The following is a 21,326-nucleotide window of genomic DNA, read 5'->3' on the forward strand; positions in this document are numbered from 1 at the left end:
TTGATTAAGTAAGTCAGACAGGCAAACCAGCTTTGTGCAGACCGGTCGCCAGAACTTCGAAATCGTCTCGACACCGCCACATAGATTCATAACCACGCGCAAGAGAGGAGAGATTGTCTTTGGGCACTTCGATGCCACGACTCCCAAATTCGTCATGGCGTTCCGCAATAAATTCCTGCAACGCAGCCGCCGCCTCAGATTGCCGACCAAGATGCGCATAAGATGCTGCCACGAATGCCGCAGCTAACGAGTTGAGCCGTGCCTCTCCCATCAAAAAGCCGATTGCTTCCTCGTAGTCTCCGCAAAAGAACTCTATCTGCCCCATGATCCAATCGATCGACGGGGGGTGCAACGGATCTAACCGCATCGCTTGCGATACGACTTCTCTCGCTTTTTCGTGCCTCCCCAGCAACAGAAAAGCATAACCGCACCACGCCATAGACTCTGCTTCGTTTTCGATCTGCGATAACGTCTTTTCGAACTGTGCATTTGCTTCGTCCCAGAGGCCTGCGCAGAGATAAGCAAAACCCAGTTGGTCTTGAATGTAGACGTCCCGGTTGTCCAGTGCAGCACCCTTGCGCGCGATATGCAGGATGTGATCGGAAGCGTCAGAGCCCGCCAATCCCAGCCAAAGATCGATAACATAGGTGTCTGAGAGGTACATGTAAGACCGAGCGATGGACGGATCGAGCGCAATGGCCTGTTCTAGCAAAGCTCGTGCTTTAGCCGTATCCCTAGCATTTAGGCCATCTCGAAGAGCTTTACTTCGAAGCATCAGCTCATAGGCCTTCATCTCATCTGCTGGTTTTTGCGATGATCGGTCGGCAACGTTGTGTTGAACACGTCCAGGAAGGACCGCAACGATGTTGCGGGCCACCTCGTCCTGAACGGACAGGATGTCTTCCAACTCGCGATCATATCGTTCTGACCATAGCTGCGAGCCCGTACTTGCTTCCGCGAGCTGTACGGAAATTCTTACCCGACTACCGGCCTTTCGAACGCTGCCTATTACGAGATAATCGGCTCCCAATTCTGCTGCTATCTCTGCCGGATCGGCTTCCTGTGTTCTGAAACGGAAAGATGCGTTTCTGGAGACAACCTGAAGAGTACGAAATCGAGACAATCCGGTGATAATGTCTTCCGCGATGCCATCGCTGAAGAATGCCTGCTCCGGGTCGTCACTCAAACTGTGCAGTGGTAAGACTGCGATGGTAGCTTTGCGGGGTGTAGCTGCTGGCTTCGCGTCAGGCTGTGCTTGCTCCGCTCCTCCAATGCGCCAGGCCCTAACGGGCTCGGCAATGTTCTTGATGGTATGTGTGCCCGTATCCTCCCACACGACCGAAATGCGGTTGCCAACCTCGCGATAGACAGCGTCCGAGACGAGCACACCTCCTGGCGGGGCAAGTTGCTCTAAACGCGAGGCAAGGTTAACACCAGAGCCGAAGACATCATCCTCTTGCATGAGGATGTCACCAAGATTGATGCCAATGCGGAAAAGCAACGGGTCTGGCTCTTCCAAGGGTGATTGTTGCCATTCAACGGCGCAAGAAACCGCGTCTGCAGCACTAGTGAAGCTCGCCAAAAGGCCATCACCCATAAGTTTGACAATCCGTCCGTGGTGACGATTGATCAGAGGTGCAACTGTACCTTCTAAGTGAGCGGTCAACGCATCAAGCGTTCCAGCTTCGTCTCGCTCCATGCGACGAGTAAAGCCGACCATATCGGCGACCAGAATTGCTGCAAGCTGTCGCTCCAAATTTACCTCCCTTCCTCTGCATAACGACCGGTGTGGTATTAGACCATCCATAACTGAGTGGTCACATCCTTTGATCATAGGCTCTGTGCTTGTTGTGACAGTTCTACTGACACCCGCAGCATCGCGCGTGGGCGACGAATGTCTCTTAGGAGCCGCGCTTATCAAATCCCACATATTAGAGTAGTCTTTTCCGATAGCGTCTCCGGGTTTGAAATCGAAGATGGAAAAAGTACTGGGCTTTGGCGGGTTTTTCTTCAGGGCAGACGAGCCTGTTAATTTGGCGGCATGGTACCGTGACAAATTGAGCATTAACCTTGTACCAAACGACTATGAAACACCGTGCTGGACGCAGGAAGCAGGCGAGACCGTATTCGCCCTGTTTGAAAAAGTGACAGAGTATTTCGGGGACCAAGAAAAGGCATCTATGCTGAATTTTCGTGTTTGCGACATTGAGAAAATGATCGCACAACTCGAATCTAAGGGTGTTGACGTCCGCCGAGATCCGGAATCGCCATATCCGAATGGCAAATTCGTGTGGTTCAATGATCCTGAAGGAAATCCAACAGAGCTTTGGGAACCGGCCAAGCATTCGATTAGCCTCTCGGTGTTCCAACTAGCTATCTTGGGATCGGTTGTCGGATTTGCATGTCCTCGCGCGTCCTTGCACCATGGGACTGATGCATGGAGGCGAAAATGATATACGCAATCACGATTTATGGGGAGCCGGGCGTGTTCGAAGCGCTGCCCAAAGATCGCCAGGAGGAGGTGATGTCGGGACACGGCGCGCTGCAATCGGCATTAACGGATCGGGGCGAGTTCGTGTCGATGAAACTGATGCCGCCAACCTCTGCTGTTATGGTCGAGCCAGCTACGACCGAAGGCACGGCTCCCCTGATCACCGACGGTCCGTTTGCGGACACAAAAGAGAATTTCCTTGGGTTCTATGCCGCTGATTTCAAAGACCTTGATGAAGCGTTGGAATACGCAAAGATGATCTCATCCCCTGTCGCACGGCTAGAGGTGCGCCCGGTTGCCTGGGCGGGCGGCGTAATCTCGTCTGAATAGGTCATGTCAGACTGGCTTGAGGCTACAATTACTTTGCACCGACCGCGCGCGCTTGCGGCCCTGACCCGATTGTTCCGGGATATCGACACGGCGGAAGAGGCATTTGCCGAAGCTTGCCTGAAGGCGCTGACGGTCTGGCCCAAAGACGGTGCGCCGCGTGATCCGTTGGCGTGGTTGCTGACGACCGCACGTAACTCGGGCTTGGATCATGTGCGCAAATCACAGCGTCGTGCGGCAATTCTCGCGCGTCACAGTGAGGAGTTTCAGTTGATGCCCGCCGAAACACCGGACCCTGACGAAATGCGCGATGATGTATTGCGACTGCTTTTCATTTGCTGCCATCCGGAACTCGACCGGCGGGACCAGATTGCCATTGCCTTGCGCGTGGTTTTGGGGCTGAGCGTAGACGAAATCGCGAGCGGATTTCTGATCAGGCCAAAAACTATGGAACAGCGGATCACCCGTGCAAAAAAGAAGATTGCGAGCAATCCGGTTGCCTTCGAAACACCCAGCCCGGCTGAGCGGGGTGCACGCTTGGGTGAAGTTTCCTTGATGGTCTACCTGATGTTCAGCGAAGGATGGTCAACCTCAGCGGGTCAAAATCAAATCAAGCTTACCTTGTGTGAAGAGGCGATCCGTTTGGCCCGTCTGCTTGCGGCACTGTTTCCGGCGATGGGGGAACAGGCCGCCTTGCTGGCATTGTTGCTGTTCCAGCACGCTAGGCGTCATGCGCGAATTGATACGGACGGAAAGCTTGTCGCGTTGGACGATCAGGATCGCAGCCTTTGGGATCGCTCGGACATCGCCGAGGCGACGGGTCTTTTGCAGAAGGCTCAGCGGACTGGTCATCATGGTGTTTACATCGTACAGGCTGCAATCGCCGCAACACATGCCCATGCAGATTCGGTAGATGACACGGACTGGGCGTCGATCGAAAGTCACTACGCTGCTCTCTACGCATTACTGCCAACACCTGTCATCCGTCTCAATCAGATAGCGGCTCAGGCCAAGCTGCACGGCCCGTATTATGCGTTAAAGGCGATGGAGACTCTGGCGCAGGATTTGTCCACCTATCGCTGGTTCCACGCAATGCGCGGAGGGCTTTTGCAGGAAACCGGCGATCACAACGCGGCGATTGCCGCCTTTGAAACGGTAATGAATCTTGGCCCAACCGCGCCCGAACGTGTTGCAATCACGGAAAAAATAAAGATTAGCCAAAATAAATTACGCGGCGTGTAGGGATCACTGAATATCGCGCGTCCTTGGATCAGACCCGTATGTGGCGGGCGTAACTAAGGGAGAAGCACATGAGTATTCTTGAGATGACCACTGTCGGAAACTCCGGCTGGATCGGACATTCCGGCCCCGATCAGGGCAAAGCCAAAGCCTTTTATCAAGAGGTGCTCGGCTGGACGATCAATGACATGCCCATGCAGGACGGATCAAGCTATTCAGCCGCCGTTGTTGGCGAAACCGCAATTGGTGGCTTTTCCCCAATGCCAGAGGATAACGGTAGCTGGACGATCTTCTTTACCGTGGCCGACGTGGACGCCAGCGTCGCCAAGGCTGAGGCCAAAGGTGCCGCGATTGTCCAGCCTGCTATGGATATGCCGGGGGTCGGTCGCATGGCCACTCTGACTGACCCGCAAGGGGCACGGTTTGCGCTAATCACATATGAGAGCATGGCGTCCTAAGCGCAATCAAAGAGGAGGCATAACATGGAACAGTTTCCGCAGATCGCGCTGGTCGTCACTGCTATTTTTGTTTTGATGAGTATTCCGATGGCGATCGCCGTTGGTGTGCGTCGCACCAAGACCGGGATCTCTTTGCTTCACGGTGAAGATGAAAACTTGCTGCGGCTGATGCGGGCGCATGGGAACTTCATCGAATACGTGCCGCTTGCATTGCTTGCCCTGGCGGGGGCAGAAATCGCAGGAACCCCATCCTGGCTGGTCGCCGCCTGCGGTGGTATGCTGCTGTTTGCCCGCCTTGTCCACTATTTCAGCCTCAGCACTTCGGTGAATGGCAAGGGGCGTGCGGTAGGGGCGGCGCTGACGACCTTGGCCATGTTGGTGCTTGCGCTGGCAATCCTCTGGCAGCTTTGGATCTACAGCTGATGCCAGTGGATGAAATACTCAACGCCCGCATGCGAGACGCTCTGGCCGCGCATGCGGGCATTTCCGAAAAGCGGATGATGGGCGGCCTGTGCTTCTTTTTGAATGGCAACATGCTTTGTGGTGCGCGCAGACATCAGGATGGCGTGGGTCGGTTCATGTTTAGGGTAGGTAAGGTGAACAAGCCCACGGCATTGCAGGACCCCAAAGCCCGCGCTGTGATTCACGGAACCCGCAAGCTGGGCGGTTTTGTTCGCGTTGACGCATCAGACTGCGATGACGCAGCCTTGCTACGGTGGCTGCAGCTATGCCTCGAACATGCCGCGGCGTTGCCCAAGAAAGACTGAACGGAGGATCTTATGGCCCAATTCGATTGTTTTGATGCCGAGGCAGTGGGCTTCCTGCAAGAACTGAAGGCCAACAATACCAAGGACTGGTTTGCGGCGAACAAGGCGACGTATGATACCCATATAAAGGCACCCAGCAAGCTGTTCGCCAAAGATATGGAGTTGGCGCTACGCGACTTGACTGGGCAGGATCATAGCAGCAAAATCTTTCGGATTCATCGCGATGTTCGGTTTTCCAAAGACAAGACACCCTATAACGCGCATCTGCACCTTGCGTTCCTACCGAGAGGACAGGCGGTTCAGCCGCCAATGTGGTTCTTTGGCCTTTCCCCAGAAAAGCTGTCACTCGGATGTGGGGTGTTCCAGTACGACAAATGGGCTTTGGACACTTTCCGCGAGGCGATGGCGGGTCCTCTGGGCGCAGAGTTAACCCAGATCACATTAGAGATGCGAAAACGGGGTTTCAGGATCAGTGACCCGGAGTTGAAGCGCATCCCGCCCGGTTTTGACAAAGACCACCCCCATGAGGAAGTGTTGCGGCGCAAGGGCTTTGCAGTTTGGATGGATACCGAGACTCCAGCCTTTGTTTTGAAGTCGAATCTGACGGAACTCACAGCCGCCGAGTTCGCCAAACTGATGCCAGTGTTTCAGCTGCTTTCGCGGATCACGTGACCCCACTACTGCGAACACAACGGATGGCGGCTTTTACGGGCGCACCGCAACCTGGATCCGGTTGGATGAACGGCAGGAACGAGAAATGCGGCGTGACGACAAAGCAAAACACTCAACATCAATCTGGATCAATTTATGCAGTTCTGCATTCGATCACGTAGGCAAGATATTGTGGTTTACCCTGAACAAGTTGGTGGGGTCATATGTGCCTTTGATCTTAGAAAGCTTCTCACCGTTTTCACCATATGCTCCTGCCATGTGATCCGCTTCGTCTTCGGGCATAAAGTTGACATACGCACTTCCGGTCGCGTGCGGTTGCATCTGGTCGTAAAGATCTCGCGCCCAAGCAATGCACTCGGCATCCTTGCTGGGATCCTCCCAACGCGTGTGAACATTCATGATGAAGTGAGCAGATCTCTGGGGATAAGCGGTAGAACCGGCTTCGACGCGCGCCATTGCTCCGCCCACATGGGCAATAAAAACTTCACACGCCGGGTCAGGAAGGCTGGAAATCGCTTCCAAGAGTCCTGAGATTGCATCCGAAGAAAGTGCGTCGAAATCATGGCTCTTCCAGTAGTTCCTGGCGCCTGGCGTCAACAAAGGATCAAAGGCGGCCTGCCAGTCTACGAACTTGTGGGGAGATATCACATCGGCGATTGGTTCACCTAGCGCGCGCAATGCCGCCATAGCTTTTTCACCTTCCTCCATCGACCCGCTATAGCAGGCTGCAAAGATCAACACCTCTCGCCCATGCCACCCAACTGGCAGGAGCGGTAGAGGAGGCGCTTTTCGCATCACGCTCCAGACGGTCAGCTCATCCGGGGAATTGTCAGCAATCGTAGCAAATTCAGCGAGGAGCTCTGGCGCATTTTCTATCGGATGAACAATGAGGCCAGACAGGACATCGGGTCCTAGCTCATGCAGTTGGAACTCAAATGAGGTTACGACACCAAAGTTTCCACCCCCACCGCGGATAGCCCAGAAAAGTTCCGGGTGGCTTGTAGGGGATGCGGTTACAATGGCTCCGTCCGCAGTCACGACTTCCGCTGAGAGCAGGTTGTCGATCGTCATGCCAAAATTCCGGGTGGTCCATCCAAAACCGCCGCCAAGGGTAAGGCCCGCAATGCCCGTGGTCGAGTTGATGCCAACAGGAACGGTAAGTCCATGTGCCTGGGTTTCACGATCCACATCTCCTAGCAGTGCACCCGGTTCAACCCGAGCAGTCTTGTTGACAGGATCTACGTGAACCGACCGCATTTGGGACAGGTCGAGCATGACTGTTTCATCTGCGACAGCGTGCCCTGCAATCTGATGCCCACCTGACCGAACCGACATTACGAGGCCAGTGTCTCGTACGAAATTCACGGCCTTCTGCACATCGCTTGCTCCCAGAGCGCGGATCACGAAACCTGGGTAACGTTCGAACATGCTGTTCCACGTTGTTCTTGCGTCTTCGTATTCCGGGGTGCCTTTCTGGTAGACCCCGCCACGAAGCGATGCATCAAGAGCGCCCAACGCGTCTTGGTCCACTGTTGCCGTACCACCGTCGAGTGTTTTCAGATCAAACATGCGTAAGCCTCCCAATAGTCAGGTCGGGCTTCTTGCAAGGCTGCCTCAGCTAATTGCTATTTCCGTCGCGTTGTCTCGCGAAGTCGTTTCATTGAGGTGGGTAAAAATGACTACGGATCAGGCAAATATTGCCGGATCGATCCGATCCACAGGTGTTATGACATCGGCAGGAATATTCAGTCGCTCAGCCGCCTTTCTGAGGCTCTCCTCATCAGGGGCTTCGTACAAGCAGTATGTTTTGCGCTTATCTGCGCTGAGGAACGAAAAAATCCATTCGACGCCGACTTCGTCATTGATTTCTTTGATGTGAATTTTGTCATCTTCACTGACGTTTAGCTGCTCGGCAAAATTTCTTTCAATTATGTATCTAGGCATTAAGTCCCCCAAACAGTTTAAGTACCTTAACTCGCTACTCCTTCGAGCTTTGACCTTAGGGAAACCATACCCAATTTCTGCGAAATTGCCAACGCTTCCCCTTCCAGTTGAAACGCCTGTTCCACATCCTTGGGGCGTCCCCGTCGCCTCAATGCGGATGCATAAGCCGCTTTGCTGTGCGCAATCCAAGGCGGGCATTTCATGCGCGTGTCAATTTCAATAGCCTTCTGGAACATTGTGTCTACGGCATCCCAGTCTTTCAACACCGTGCCCAGACCGCCAAGGCGTCGCGCTGCCGCACCTGCGCACACCGTCGTTGCACCTGCAGTGATCGTCAGTTCTTCGTACGGAGCCAGTAATTCATAGAGCGTCTTGGCATGTCCCTGATGTTCAATGGCGACGCATATGTCAGCCAGATAAGATAAGGTCGTTGAATACATAGCGTCGAGTGGAAGATCAAAGCCATTGTCGGCCATTTCATTCAGTATACGTTCAGCAGGTTCCTTGTATCCGAGCTCGGACGCGATAAGGCCAAATCCTGGTCTCCACGAGATGTCTTCGGGACTGTCCGCCATCAATTTCTTGATCACAGGCGCGACCTCGTGTAGTCGGTTTTGCTCGCGGCGGATGGTGAACATCTGAACCCCGAAGACGCCCTCAACATGTTCCCCATGGGTCTTTCGACCGATCTTTACCGCCTCGGTGGCGTGTTTTTCCGCTTGCTCAAAATCGCCGTCCATAATTGCAACCATGGCGCGTGCGTGTTTCTGAACCCAATAGAGTTGCAGATGATTGTCCTTTTCCGAAATCTCGGTGAGCAAGCCCAGAGATTGGTCCATCAACTCGCGGTCGGCCATCTCGGCACCTAAAAACAAGCTGAGAGTCCGGTTTCGTCCTTGATCGATACTGCCAAGATGCTCGGCCACACCATGCATAGCCTCCAGGTTTTCGCGCCAATGGCGGGTTTCTCTTCCCTTACGCGCAACGAATGGGGCTCCAAAATGCATCATCATTACCGAGAACTGGGATTTATAATCTCCCAGTTTTGCGGCCAGCTCCATGGACTGCTGCCCGAAACGCGCACCTTCGGAAAACTGACCTACGAACATATGGGCGCGCGCAAGTTGGCTCATCAATCTGCACCGACGGACTTCATCATCATCGGGCAAATCTTTCAGTGCATTATCGCAGAGTTCGATCGCCTCGCTGTGCCTTTCGCTGGACATCATGCATGAGTCAGCGAAGTGGTTGGCCGCGTCAGCGGCTAGTTCCACGTTGTGCACCGCCCGGGCCGCGTTGGAAGCGTCTTTCAGAACTGCTATACCTTCAGGCAATTGGCCCAGACTGTCATGGCTGCGGCCGACCAAGATCTTGCCTTTGATCAATTCTGTATAGGAGTCTGAGCCAAGTTTTTCGGCGGCTCTTAAAGTTTCCTCGGCGTTCGTCATCGCTTCTTGGCTGGCAGATCGCACCAACGCCATTTCTGTCGCAATCTGCCATTTTTCAAACGCGGCACTCCAGTCCTCAGCCTCTGAAAGGTGGCGCGCGACCAGTTCAGGGCGACGCTCGATTTCAGATGACCTTATCCGCATCAAAGCACGCGCCACGTCTGCGTGCTGTTGTCTCCGGGTTGAACTCAACATGGATTGATAAGCGGTATCGCGAATAAGGGCATGGCGGAAAACGAAGTGCCCGCGATTGTGTCCGCTTTCAAAGATCAAGCCTGTTCGAGAAAGCTCTTCGAGACATTTGTTGATATCGGATTCTTTAAGGCCCTTCGCGGCACATAATATGCTCGGCTCAAACTCCCGGCCAATAACCGATCCAGTAAGGGCGACCTGTTTTGCTTCTGGCGATACTGCATCGAGCCGCGCCATCAACGCGCCTTTCAATGACGATGGTATGTAGCCTTGCCCCTGCTCGCCGGATTCGACAATGGCTCGGGTCACTTCTTCCACGAATAGTGGAACACCATCTGTTTTTTCAATTATTGTGGTGATCAAAGCTTTGTCCGGTCTCTTGCCTGTAATGTTTTCGACAAGGTTTGAGACATGCGCAGAATCAAATCGGCGCAAAACCAGAGACTGTACGTGTGTGTCCCCATCAACACGGGCGAATTCCCACCCGGGTCTGTGGGTTATCAAGATCATCAGACGAAGATCGGTGCATATCGACTTAAACCGCTCCAACAAGGCCTGTGTGGATGGGTCAATCCAATGAGCATCTTCTACGCAAAGAATAACCGGGCGTACGCTCGACCGCACCTGCACTGTGTGGATCAATGTTTGGATTGTCGTGTCGCGCTGCTCCTGAGGCGACATCTCGAGCACCTTTTGGGCGAGCGCACTACGAGGTGCGACCAATGCTGCAAAGACAGGCAGAACTTGTTCCCAATCCAACCCTGGCCGTCCTTCAAGCATCTTTCTGACATGATCAAGGATCAGATTGTCATCAAAGTCCGGTTCAACACCCGCATCCTGGGATATTCGTTGGGCTACCGGATGAAATGGGCTGCTGCTGAGATAGGGGGAACAATTCAGCCTTATGACATCGGCTTGGTCGTTTTCAGTGATTTCTGCAAGGAATTCCTCTGTAAGCCGTGACTTTCCAATTCCGGCTTCACCGGAGAGTAGAACAACGTCTCCGTGACCGTTCTGAGAACGTTGCCATGATTGCAGTAGGATACCCTTTTCGTAGTCCCGGCCAACCATGACGCTGTCGACATCGTCTCGATGTGAGGCGCGGAACCGGCTTTCCGCACTGCGTTCCGACACCACTTTCTGCAGACTACGTGGTTCAGCAAACCCTTTTAGCTCTGCCTGCCCAAGAGATTTGAACTCGAATATCCGATGCAAAGTTGTCTCGGTTTCCTCAACTGACAAAATGACTGAGTTTGGCTCTGCATGTTCTTGAAGCCGTGCCGCAAGGTTGACGACCGGACCAGTCATGGCCCCTTCCTCATATGTGTTTTCACCAATGGTATCGCCGACCACAACATCACCGCTCGCAACTCCCAGTCTGACGGACAAAGACTCTCCGTCAGGCGTCTTGAGTTTTTTGACACGGCGAACAGACTCAAGGCCGGCTTTTACCGCCCGAATTGCGTGATCCTCATAAGCCCGCGGCCATCCGAAAAACACAAGAAGACCATCGCCCAAGTACTTTGCAACGTAGCCACCGTATCGGCTTACGGCTCCTGCAACGGCATCTTGGTAGTTCTGTAGCAAGTCCCGCATGTCTTCGGGATCAAAGCGATTGGTGAGTTCAGTCGAGCCGACAAGATCGGCAAACAAAACTGTTACGTGACGCCTTTCTGCAGTAGGCGGTTCAACATACTTCTGTTTGCGCAGATCATCACTTTGTGAATCGTCTAAGGTCAGCGCTTGTTCGTCTTCAGGCGCTTGAACACGAGCTGCCGGTAACGGTGAGGTTGCGGGTCTTTGGCCGACTAGCTCGTGAATTGCAGCAAGGATGATTTTGCGGTGACCAAGGCTTACTCCGAGCTCTTTTAAGTCGTCGCCAGATAGTAATGGCAGAACGCGCGCATCAATATCGTTTTCCGCAAATACATCCGCGTACTGAATCAGATCGAGGTCGTTTAACCATTTGTTTATTCCAGCCGACATCTTTGGATCATGCTGAGATACGCGACACTAATCAAGAATACGCTTTCAAACTGGGCTGACTATTCAATGAATGGCATCCGCAGTCATCTGTCTTCGGGTCACTCTACAATTCCGGCTTTTGCCATCGCATTCTAGATTTACGCGACTGGTTGATTAGCGACACGCGTTTAGTGTTTTGCCTTTGAAGGCGACTTTGTCGGCAGTGCGGTTACTCACCACAATTCGACGAACGATTGCACCGAGCCCAGCTCGGGGATCTGTTGTAAACTTTTAGCCATTAACGCTCGCGCCACCAACAGGTGAATGACCTTCAGAATTATCAAGTCGAAAGTCTATTCATAATCTCCTTTAAAGGCGCACAATATCCGAAGGATGTGATCCTCTTTGCTGTGTTCTTCTATGTTCGACACGGCGTGTTTTACCGAGATCTTGAAGAGATCATGCGCGAACGAGGCAAATCGGTTGATCACACCACACTGAACCGTTGGGTCAGACAGTATACCGCTGCAGCCGCAGAAGCAGCGCGTCGACGAAAAAGGCCGTGCGAACGTTCCTGGAGAATGGACGAGACCTACATCAAAGTGAAAAGCGCGTGGGTTTATCTCTACCGAGCCGTCGACAAACACGGCAAGACACTAGATTTCATGTTATCCCGGCGTCGCAACAAATAACCTGCCTCCAAGTTCTTCGCCCGAATGCTGGAAGCCAATGGCCTGCCTCGAAAGATCGTCATCGACAAAAGCAGCGCCATCACCGCAGGCATTAAGACCATCAACAAGATGCTTAAGAGCTTTGGCTCTCCGATCCCCATTGAGATGGTCAGACGGAAATACTTGAACAATATCGTTGAGCAGGACCACCGTTTCATCAAGAGGCGAACACGCCCGATGCCGGGGTTCAAAGCCTTCGCATCCGCGTCCGTGACGCTGGACGGAATCGAAGTCGCGAACATGATCCGCAAGGGTCAGTTCACGCCCGGAATCTGTCCGTTTCGTCAATTCGCAGCACTGGCCGCTTAGCTCCCCTGCAATCGCTTAGACAGTTCATCGTTCCCAAAAGATTGCAACAGAACCCTGCGCAACCTTGCGAGCGCGCCCCTTGGCTTGGACGCAGACGACGAATTCCGCATTTCCATAGTAGGGGCGCAGGAGAAAACGGCGCTGCTGCGCTACGATGGCGCGTGGATCCGCCCGTCTGGGCCCAACCCTACAACCCATATCCTCAAAACCCAGCTTGGTGTTCTGCCCGCAGGGATCGATTTATCCGACAGCGTCGAGAACGAGTATTTCTGCATGAGCTTTTGTCGCGTCATGGGAATGGAGGTGGCGGAGATCGCGATTGCCGACTTCGAGGACGTGCGGAGCCTTGTTGTGACACGGTTTGATCGGCGTTGGGCCAAGGATGGTCGATTGATCCGCCTCCCGCAGGAAGACTTTTGCCAAGCGCTCACATTCCCGCCTGCCAGAAATACCAACTAGAAAGTGGGCCGAGGATCAAAGAAGGCGTGGGGTTGCTAGCGGGTAGTGATGACCCCGAGGCAGGTGAGCGCGCGTTCTTCCGCACACTGGTGCTGTTTTGGCTCTTAGGAGCGACAGACAGGCACGCCAAGAATTTCAGCGTTGCTTTGCATCCAGGCGGATTCCGCATGACCCCGCTCTATGATGTGCTAAGCGCCCAGAAAGCCGTAGATGACGGTCAATTTCGCCAAAATCAGATGCGTCTTGCGCTGGCGGTCGACGTCAGGCGGCTGCCTTTCATGCGGTATGATCAGCAGATCATGCTTCCACTTTTAACATAATTTAACTTACCCACCAGTATTGCGCGATCGCTAGTACATGCTCGGCCATAGCCGTAATTTGGTTAATCTGAGGCTGCGCCAGAAGAATAGTAGAAAGCAATCGCTTGCGTTCTGTTTTTAACCGAGAGCTTTTCATAGATGTTGCTCAGGTGAAATTTGACGGTATTTGTCGAGATTTGCAGGTCTTTCGAAAGTTCGCGGTTGGATAGGCCCTTGGCTAGCGCTTCAAGGATGACGCGCTCTTTGCGGGAAAGGCTGTGAATTGGGTCCTGCTGCATCTTCCGTACATCGATAAATGGAAACACCATTTTCCCAGCCGCCACGTCCGCGCAAGTTTCCAGCAATACTTCAACCTCACCCGACCGGGATGCGAACCCTGCCGCGCCTGCCTGCATGGCGAGGCGCGGAACATCTCCGACCTCATCGCCATAGATGACAAATCGGGGTACGTTTTCCTGTTCCCGTAGAACTTCGATCAATTTGGCCGCACCGAGAACCGGCAAATTCCATGCAATTACGCAAACCTTGACTGGTACCCTCATGACCGCGCCCAAAAACCCTTCGGCGGTGGCTGATGTGGCAACTAGAGAGAATCGCGGATCACGTTCAAAAATCTCCGACATGGCCGACAACACCAGCGGATTGTTGTCGGCCAACATAACGTCAATCGGTTGTTGTGGAAGCTCTGACATTGATTTTACATCCAAAATTCAAATTTTCTACCCATTTGTATAGGTGCAAAATTAGTATACTCAAGTATTCTTACCAAAACGGGTAGGTTTTTACCCGTCCTATTAGAAGTCCTAAAGCAGTAGTAAGTTACGTTGCGTGCCGATGCAAGCAAGGCTTTCCTGATCCACAACACGGTATTTGGGTGTGGCTGAACACCCCGACGATCAAGGAGGATCGAATGAATTCCCAGATTTATCCCACGCTCGAAATCCCCCAAACCTTGGCTGCCGGCCCGGGACCGGGCAATACCGACGCCCGCGTTCTGCAGGCATTCGCAAGCGCAGGGGTAGCTGACCATATGCAGGGTGATGTTTTGCGCGGTATGGTCGAATGCAAACTCATGCTACGCGAGATCTGGGGAACCTCGAACACCTATACCTTCGCGGTCGCGGGCACCGGTTGGAGCGCGCTGGACACCATGTTTTCGGCCGTCATGCCCGGCGACAAGGTTGTTGCATTCAACAACGGAACCTTTTCAGGCATCGATACACTGACCCTCAGGATCAAGGCAGCAACACCGGATGAGCATGCCGCCAACCCGCTGGACCCGCAAGCCGCCAGCGTCACCGTGATCGATATACCGCATGGTCAGTCGGTAACCGGCGATATGGTCGAGGCTGCACTGGCCGAGCATAGACCAAAATGGGCGTTCATGGCCCATTGGGAAACGGGCTCTGGCCGGATAAATGATCTGCGCGGGTTCTCCGATGCTTGTGAACGCCATGGCGCTATGGGTCTGATCGACGCTGTTTCGTCTCTGGGTGTCGAGGATTTTCAAATTGATAACTACCCGGGCATCGCTGGCTGGGCCTCTTGCCCGCAAAAGGGTCTGTGCTGCTTGCCATTGACCTATGCGCCGGTCAGCTTTTCCGATGAATATATCGACAGCCTTAAATCAACAGGTGCCTACAGCTATGTCCACAATCCCATTTTCGAGGCTCGTCATTGGGGAATCGTCGATGGGCAGGACGTCGAGAAAGGTACCTATCACCGGACCCATTCCGGCTACGCTGTGGCCGCCTTCCATGAATCCCTTCGTCTGACGCTGACTGAAGGATTGGCAAAGCGGTCGGGCTCGTATCGTACGCACGAAAAGGTGCTGCGTGACGCCGTAATCGCAATGGGATGCGAGGTGACCTCGGACATGCCCAGTCTTCTGGTCCTTAATCTGCCACCGGAACTGGCGGGGCGCGAGATGGAGCTTGTGCAGAATTGCCGTGCGCGCGGGTTCGGCATCTGGCCCACGCTCAGCGCACCGGTACAGGTCCGGATCGGCATCCTCAATCAACTCAATCGCCAGGCGATCAGTCAGATCATCCGTTTGTTCGCAGACGCGATGCGAGAACTTGGTGGCAACGTCGATTTCGAGGAGATCGAGGCGCTGCTCGAAAGCCGATACGGCACGTCGATAGCGGCCTGATCACACTGCATGAACGGGAGGAATGCAGATGGATATTCATGAGTACCAAGCGAAAGAAGTTCTTTCGAATTTCGGTGTTGCCATACCATCCGGCGCGCTGGCCTACAGCCCCGAGCAGGCGGCCTACCGCGCGCGTGAGCTGGGTGGGGACAAGTGGGTTGTCAAAGCCCAGGTGCATGCAGGCGGCCGAGGAAAAGCCGGCGGTGTCAAGCTGTGCGACAGCGAAAACGAGATCCATGCAGCCTGCGACGAGATGTTCGGGCGCAAGCTGGTGACCCACCAGACCGGGCCGGAAGGAAAAGGCATCTACCGCGTTTATGTCGAATCCGCCGTGCCGATCGACCGCGAGATCTATCTGGGCTTTGTTCTGGACCGCTCCAGCCAGCGCGTGATGATCGTCGCCTCTTCGGAAGGCGGAATGGAGATCGAAGAGATCTCGGCTGAACGCCCTGACAGCATTGTCCGTTCAATCGTGGAACCCGCCGTCGGGCTGCAGGAGTTTCAGGCACGCGAGATCGCCTTCAATCTCGGGCTGGAACCCCGTCTGGTTCAGCAGATGGTCCGGACGTTGCAGGGCTGTTACGCCGCGTTCAGCGAACTTGACGCGACCATGGTCGAAATCAACCCGCTAGTCATCACAGGGGATGACCGTGTACTGGCGTTGGACGCCAAGATGAGCTTTGACGACAACGCCCTGTTTCGTCATCCGCAGATCGCCGAACTGCGGGACAAAAGCCAGGAAGACCCGCGCGAAAGCCGCGCGGCGGATCGGGGGCTTTCTTACGTGGGTCTCGAAGGCAATATTGGCTGTATCGTGAATGGTGCGGGTCTGGCCATGGCCACGATGGACACGATCAAACTGGCGGGTGGCGAGCCTGCAAATTTCCTGGACATCGGAGGTGGGGCGTCGCCGGAGCGTGTCGCCAAGGCCTTCCGTCTGGTTCTGTCCGACAACAATGTCCAGGCGGTTTTGGTCAATATCTTTGCCGGTATCAATCGCTGCGACTGGGTTGCCGAAGGTGTCGTGCAGGCACTTCGCGAATTGGAAATCGACATCCCCGTTATTGTGCGGCTAGCCGGGACAAATGTCGAAGAAGGCCAGAAGATCCTCGCCAAGTCCGGCCTGCCGATCATCCGCGCCACAACGCTAATGGAAGCCGCCGAACGGGCCGTGGGCGCATGGCAGAACGATCTGACCCAAAACACCAAGATGAGGGCCGTGTAATGAGCATTCTTCTCGACCGCAACACGCGCGTTATCGTGCAAGGTATCACTGGACGCATGGCGCGCTTTCATACCAAGGACATGCTGGAATATGGCACCAATGTAGTCGGCGGCGTCGTTCCCGGAAAAGGCGGCGAAACCGTAGAAGGTGTGCCCGTATTTGACACCGTCAAACAGGCTGTCGAAGCCACCGGCGCAGATGCCAGCCTTGTGTTTGTCCCGCCGCCTTTTGCTGCGGATTCGATCATGGAGGCCGCCGACGCGGGTATCCGCTATTGCGTTTGCATCACCGACGGCATTCCGGCTCAGGACATGATCCGCGTCAAACGCTACATGTATCGCTATCCCAAGGACAAGCGCATGGTGCTGACTGGCCCGAACTGTGCCGGAACGATCAGCCCCGGCAAAGCTCTTTTGGGGATCATGCCAGGACATATCTACCTGCCGGGCAATGTCGGCATCATTGGCCGCTCGGGGACGCTTGGCTATGAGGCTGCGGCGCAGCTGAAAGAGCGCGGGATCGGAGTTTCGACCAGCGTCGGCATCGGGGGTGATCCGATCAACGGTTCCTCGTTCCGTGACATCCTCGAACGCTTTGAATGGGATGAGGACACCGAGGTTATCGCCATGATCGGCGAAATCGGCGGGCCGCAAGAGGCTGAAGCGGCTGAATACATCCGCGATCACATCTCGAAACCCGTCATTGCCTATGTTGCTGGTCTGACCGCTCCAAAAGGGCGAACTATGGGCCATGCCGGTGCGATTATCTCGGCTTTTGGTGAAAGTGCATCGGAAAAGGTCGAGATTCTGTCCGCCGCCGGTGTAACCGTTGCCGAAAACCCTGCCGTCATCGGTGAAACGATCGCCCGTGTCATGGGAAAGGCTGCGTGATGGTCAAGCCTTCGGTTCTTGTCACCCGCCGTTGGCCTGCTGCGGTCGAAGCGCAGTTGACCGAGAGCTACAACGCTGTGCTTAACACCGGAGACAAACCAATGTCACCGGCCGAATTCCGCGATGCGCTGAAAAGCTATGACGCAGTTTTGCCCACGGTTACGGACACGCTCAGCGCCGAGGCGCTGGACGTACCCGCAGCACAGACCAAAATCCTCGCCAATTATGGCGTGGGATACAGCCATATCTGCGAACCATCGGTGCGTAATCTTGGGATGACCGTGACCAATACACCGGATGTCCTGTCCGAGTGTACGGCCGATCTGGCCATGACATTGCTGCTGATGGTTGCCCGTCGCGCTGGCGAAGGCGAGCGCGAATTGCGCGCTGGAAACTGGTCCGGTTGGCGTCCGACCCACCTTGTCGGCACGAAGGTCAGCGGCAAGACGCTTGGCATTATCGGCTTTGGACGGATCGGTCAGGAAATGGCGCGGCGCGCACATCACGGTTTTGGCATGAAAATTCTGGTCCAGAACCGAAGCGCAGTGTCGGCCGAGGTGCTGAAACAGTTCAACGCAACACAGGTCGAAACGGTCGATGACTTACTGCCACAATGCGATTTCGTCTCGCTGCATTGCCCCGGAGGATCGACGAACCGGCACCTGATCAACGGGCGCAGGCTCGACCTGATGAAGCCTGACTCATTCCTTATTAACACCGCACGCGGCGAAGTTGTGGACGAGCACGCTCTGGTACAGTCGCTGATGTTCGACACGATCGGCGGCGCAGCGCTGGATGTCTTTGACGGCGAACCTCGGATCAGCCCGGACCTGCTGCCGTGCGACAATCTGGTGATGTTGCCCCATCTGGGCAGCGCCACGCGCGAATCCCGCGAAGCCATGGGATTCCGTGTACTCGACAATCTCAGCGACTTTTTTGCGGGCCGCACTCCACGGGATCAGGTGATCTGATGCAAGCACTGGCGCGGAATATTCAGCCCACCCCGGAACCTTCGAACTATGCCGAAAGGTTGCGTTCGGAATTGCGGGTGTTGTGGCGGAACATTTTGCTGAAACGGGCGCCTCATGTAGCGACATGGGCCGAGTCTTCGCCGCTGCAGCCTATTCCCACCGGGCCCGAGGCGACTCCGTATTTGCAGGCCCTGTCGATCTGGTTCCAACTGTTGCGCATCATCGACGAAAACGCCGAAGTCAGAGATCGTCGCCTGACCGAGACCAATAGCGGCCCCGAAGCGGTCGAAGGCGGGTTTTCCGAGGTGTTGTCCGACCTGTCCCTGACAGACAGCCAAATAAAAAAACTGACCGCTGATCTTTGTGCCGGCCCCACCCTGACCGCGCATCCAACCGAGGCCAAACGGGTCACTGTTTTGGAAATTCACCGGCGGATATACCGCAACCTCGTTGGCCTTGAAACCCAGCGCTGGACCCCGACCGAACGTGCCGAATTGCTGAATGGCCTGGAAGGTGAGGTCGATCTTCTATGGCTGACGGGGGAACTTCGCCTGACGCGTCCAAGCCTGCGCGATGAGATCGAGTGGGGGTTGCAATTCTTCCGGGATGCAATCTTTAACGCCGTCCCACAGGTCATGGATCGGTTCGATCAGGCCTGCCTTCATGTGCTGGGCCAGACCCTGAACGAAACGCCCAATATCCGCTTTCACAGCTGGATCGGCGGCGATCGGGATGGCAATCCGAATGTCACGACCGAGATGACCGCACTGGCTTTGCAACGCGGGCGTGAAACGGTTCTGGACCTCTACCGTCAGGCCCTTGAACAGGCTGCAAGCAGGCTGAGTATCAGTGCCCTCATATTGCCGCTGCCCGAGCTCAATAGGGCGCGTATACAAGAAATAATCAACCGGTTTCCAGAAGCTGGCCGCAATCGGAACGAACCGTTTCGGCAAGCTCTTAATGCCATTAGCCATCGGCTGACAGATGGCGGCTATGATCACATCTCACAATTTATGAGCGATCTTGATGCGCTTGATAACGCTTTATGCGCGGTCAACGCCGATATTTTGGCACGACGGCATGTCCGCCCTCTGCGCCGAGCTGCGGCGGTTTTTGGGTTCCGAACCACAACATTGGACATCCGCCAGAATTCGACCGTCACAACCGATGTTCTGGCCGAAATCTGGTCACAATCCGGCCAGGCTCCAGACTATGGCACGACCGAATGGTCTGCCCGTTTACGGGCAGAACTGGCGGATCAGAACCTGCCTTATCAAATCCGCGACGCGCTGAGCGATCAGGCACAGGAATTGCTCGCCCTTTTGGCGTTGGTCCACAGCGTGCGATCAGGGCCGGATCCCAAGGCAATCGGTCCATTCATCCTGTCCATGACCCGTTCTGCCGATGATATTCTCGGCGTCTACCTACTGGCCCGCTACGCCGGGTTTGGATCCGAGACTCTGGATATATCAGTGGTCCCACTGTTTGAGACGATTGCGGACCTGCGCAATGCTCCGGCGATTCTGCTGGACGTTCTGGGGGCACCGCTCGCCCGCCGCAGTCTCAAAACCGACGGCAACACAATCGAGGTCATGCTTGGATATTCGGACAGCAGCAAGGACGGTGGCTATTTCTGCTCAACATGGGAGTTGGAGCGCGCCCAACGCCGGATCGTGTCGGCACTGGCCTCGCAAGGCTTCAAGACCACATTTTTCCATGGTCGCGGCGGCTCGGTCAGCCGGGGTGGCGCACCTACCGGACGCGCCATAGCTGCGCAACCCAGTGGAACGATTGCCGGACGGTTGCGCGTGACCGAACAGGGCGAGGTTGTTTCAACCAAGTATGCCAACCGTGGGACGGCTGCGGCGCATCTGGAATTGCTGCTTTCTAGCACGCTACGCCATACAGCCAACCCAGGCGAATCCCCTGCCCGGCCCGAGTTCGACGATGCGCTGGATGCCTTGTCTGAACTGTCGCAGACAGCCTATGTCTCGCTTCTTCAGATGCCGGGTTTTCTGGAATATTTCCAGCAGGCAAGCCCGGTCGAAGAGCTTGCCCGCCTTAAGATCGGGTCCCGCCCGGCCCGTCGGTTCGGCGCGGCCAGTCTGGATGATCTGCGGGCCATTCCGTGGGTTTTCGCGTGGTCGCAGAACCGCCACCTGATCACCGGTTGGTACGGGTTTGGGGCCGCTATGGCTAGCTTCCGTAAATTCCGGGGCCAGCGCGGTGATGAAGTGTTGCAGGACATGTTTAAGCACTCCCGGTTGTTCCGTCTCGCCGTCGATGAGATGGAGAAATCGCTTTATCAGGCAGATATGCGCATCGCTGCGCAATACGGCGAGTTGGTGTGCGACGAGGAAATCCGCCAGAACATATCGCAGGCAATCGACGCGGAATACGAAAGGGCCTGCAGAGCAGTACAGTTTCTAACCGGCCGTCAGACCATCGGTCACCGTTTTCCCCGCCTGTGCGAGCGCTTCGATCGAAAACGGGCGGAACTGGACCGCATTCACGCACTACAAGTCGAACTGCTGCGACAAGCCCGAAGCGAACTGCAGGCAGGATCGGTACCTGTGCCTTTGCTGCAATCCATGAACGCCATTTCCGCTGGCCTTGGCTGGACTGGCTAACCCTTTTCAGGAGGTTTCAACGTGAACGCCCCGCAACGCACCGAAGGTTTCTTCACCCAATCCCTTGCCGATCGTGACCCCGAGCTATTTGGCTCGATCACATCCGAGTTGGGCCGCCAGCGCGATGAAATCGAGC

Annotated in this window: 17 protein-coding genes and 2 pseudogenes; 14 read left to right on the top strand and 5 right to left on the bottom strand. The window is 55.1% G+C overall.

All coding sequences use genetic code 11. The features are described 5' to 3' along the window. Positions 1-13: 13 nt before the first annotated feature. The gene (locus ACR0DU_RS18435) at positions 14-1,756 is read right to left on the bottom strand and encodes an adenylate/guanylate cyclase domain-containing protein (protein ID WP_480876447.1); all 1,743 of its coding nucleotides are present in this window, start codon (positions 1,754-1,756) and stop codon (positions 14-16) included. Between the two features lie 220 nt (positions 1,757-1,976). On the opposite strand from ACR0DU_RS18435, the gene ACR0DU_RS18440 reads away from it, so the two are divergent. The 7 genes from ACR0DU_RS18440 to ACR0DU_RS18470 all read left to right on the top strand — a co-directional run bounded on the left by ACR0DU_RS18440 (position 1,977) and on the right by ACR0DU_RS18470 (position 5,954). Further along, on the top strand, positions 1,977-2,453 hold the full coding sequence (locus tag ACR0DU_RS18440; RefSeq protein ID WP_480876448.1) for a VOC family protein: 477 nt from the start codon (positions 1,977-1,979) through the stop codon (positions 2,451-2,453). Further along, positions 2,450-2,821, top strand: coding sequence for a YciI family protein (locus tag ACR0DU_RS18445; RefSeq protein WP_480876450.1), 372 nt, complete (start codon positions 2,450-2,452; stop codon positions 2,819-2,821). Before ACR0DU_RS18440 ends, ACR0DU_RS18445 begins: the two co-directional genes overlap by 4 nt. Positions 2,822-2,824: 3 nt before the next feature. Next, the gene (locus ACR0DU_RS18450; protein WP_480876452.1) at positions 2,825-4,060 is read left to right on the top strand and encodes an RNA polymerase sigma factor; all 1,236 of its coding nucleotides are present in this window, start codon (positions 2,825-2,827) and stop codon (positions 4,058-4,060) included. Positions 4,061-4,128: 68 nt separating this feature from the next. Next, on the top strand, positions 4,129-4,515 hold the full coding sequence (locus tag ACR0DU_RS18455) for a VOC family protein (protein WP_010443378.1): 387 nt from the start codon (positions 4,129-4,131) through the stop codon (positions 4,513-4,515). A gap of 24 nt (positions 4,516-4,539) precedes the next feature. Then, positions 4,540-4,938: an MAPEG family protein gene (locus ACR0DU_RS18460; protein ID WP_480876454.1), complete on the top strand. Its 399-nt coding sequence runs from the start codon at positions 4,540-4,542 to the stop codon at positions 4,936-4,938. Then, on the top strand, positions 4,938-5,282 hold the full coding sequence (locus tag ACR0DU_RS18465) for a TfoX/Sxy family protein (RefSeq protein WP_480876455.1): 345 nt from the start codon (positions 4,938-4,940) through the stop codon (positions 5,280-5,282). Before ACR0DU_RS18460 ends, ACR0DU_RS18465 begins: the two co-directional genes overlap by 1 nt. Positions 5,283-5,294: 12 nt before the next feature. Then, a complete protein-coding gene (locus ACR0DU_RS18470) occupies positions 5,295-5,954 on the top strand; it encodes a DUF2461 domain-containing protein (RefSeq protein WP_480457233.1) in 660 nt (219 codons plus the stop codon). 153 nt (positions 5,955-6,107) lie between these two features. Here ACR0DU_RS18470 and ACR0DU_RS18475 read toward each other — a convergent pair whose 3' ends face one another. From ACR0DU_RS18475 to ACR0DU_RS18485, 3 genes are all read right to left on the bottom strand, one after another. Beyond that, positions 6,108-7,523, bottom strand: a complete 1,416-nt coding sequence (locus tag ACR0DU_RS18475; protein ID WP_480876458.1) for an FAD-binding oxidoreductase — start codon at positions 7,521-7,523, stop codon at positions 6,108-6,110. 117 nt (positions 7,524-7,640) lie between these two features. Beyond that, the gene (locus tag ACR0DU_RS18480) at positions 7,641-7,898 is read right to left on the bottom strand and encodes a DUF4242 domain-containing protein (RefSeq protein WP_010443373.1); all 258 of its coding nucleotides are present in this window, start codon (positions 7,896-7,898) and stop codon (positions 7,641-7,643) included. Between the two features lie 26 nt (positions 7,899-7,924). Continuing rightward, positions 7,925-11,524, bottom strand: a complete 3,600-nt coding sequence (locus ACR0DU_RS18485) for an adenylate/guanylate cyclase domain-containing protein (RefSeq protein WP_480876459.1) — start codon at positions 11,522-11,524, stop codon at positions 7,925-7,927. A 338-nt stretch (positions 11,525-11,862) separates the two neighbouring features. On the opposite strand from ACR0DU_RS18485, the pseudogene ACR0DU_RS18490 reads away from it, so the two are divergent. Together ACR0DU_RS18490 and ACR0DU_RS18495 are read left to right on the top strand one after the other, a co-directional pair. After that, positions 11,863-12,543, top strand: a pseudogene (locus tag ACR0DU_RS18490) (IS6 family transposase). 84 nt (positions 12,544-12,627) lie between these two features. Beyond that, a pseudogene (locus tag ACR0DU_RS18495) lies at positions 12,628-13,322 on the top strand (HipA domain-containing protein). A 62-nt stretch (positions 13,323-13,384) separates the two neighbouring features. Here the strand turns inward: ACR0DU_RS18495 and ACR0DU_RS18500 are convergent. After that, a complete protein-coding gene (locus ACR0DU_RS18500) occupies positions 13,385-14,014 on the bottom strand; it encodes a response regulator transcription factor (protein WP_010443368.1) in 630 nt (209 codons plus the stop codon). Positions 14,015-14,232: 218 nt separating this feature from the next. Here ACR0DU_RS18500 and ACR0DU_RS18505 point away from each other — a divergent pair, with 218 nt between their 5' ends. From ACR0DU_RS18505 to ACR0DU_RS18525, 5 genes are read left to right on the top strand one after another with little or no spacing between them, the layout of a single operon-like run. After that, positions 14,233-15,474 (top strand): pyridoxal-phosphate-dependent aminotransferase family protein, encoded by a 1,242-nt coding sequence (locus tag ACR0DU_RS18505; protein WP_480876461.1) that lies wholly within the window; start codon positions 14,233-14,235, stop codon positions 15,472-15,474. A 28-nt stretch (positions 15,475-15,502) separates the two neighbouring features. Further along, positions 15,503-16,699 (top strand): malate--CoA ligase subunit beta, encoded by a 1,197-nt coding sequence (locus ACR0DU_RS18510; RefSeq protein WP_480876463.1) that lies wholly within the window; start codon positions 15,503-15,505, stop codon positions 16,697-16,699. Beyond that, the gene (sucD, locus tag ACR0DU_RS18515) at positions 16,699-17,589 is read left to right on the top strand and encodes a succinate--CoA ligase subunit alpha (protein ID WP_480876465.1); all 891 of its coding nucleotides are present in this window, start codon (positions 16,699-16,701) and stop codon (positions 17,587-17,589) included. Before ACR0DU_RS18510 ends, sucD begins: the two co-directional genes overlap by 1 nt. Continuing rightward, the gene (locus ACR0DU_RS18520; protein ID WP_480876471.1) at positions 17,589-18,560 is read left to right on the top strand and encodes a 2-hydroxyacid dehydrogenase; all 972 of its coding nucleotides are present in this window, start codon (positions 17,589-17,591) and stop codon (positions 18,558-18,560) included. The genes sucD and ACR0DU_RS18520 overlap by 1 nt, the downstream gene beginning before the upstream one ends. Next, positions 18,560-21,190 carry a phosphoenolpyruvate carboxylase gene (locus ACR0DU_RS18525; RefSeq protein WP_480876466.1) on the top strand — a complete coding sequence of 877 codons (2,631 nt, stop codon included), beginning with the start codon at positions 18,560-18,562 and terminating at the stop codon, positions 21,188-21,190. The genes ACR0DU_RS18520 and ACR0DU_RS18525 overlap by 1 nt, the downstream gene beginning before the upstream one ends. Positions 21,191-21,326: the final 136 nt, after the last annotated feature.

The organism is Ruegeria sp. G2 (assembly GCF_056533505.1).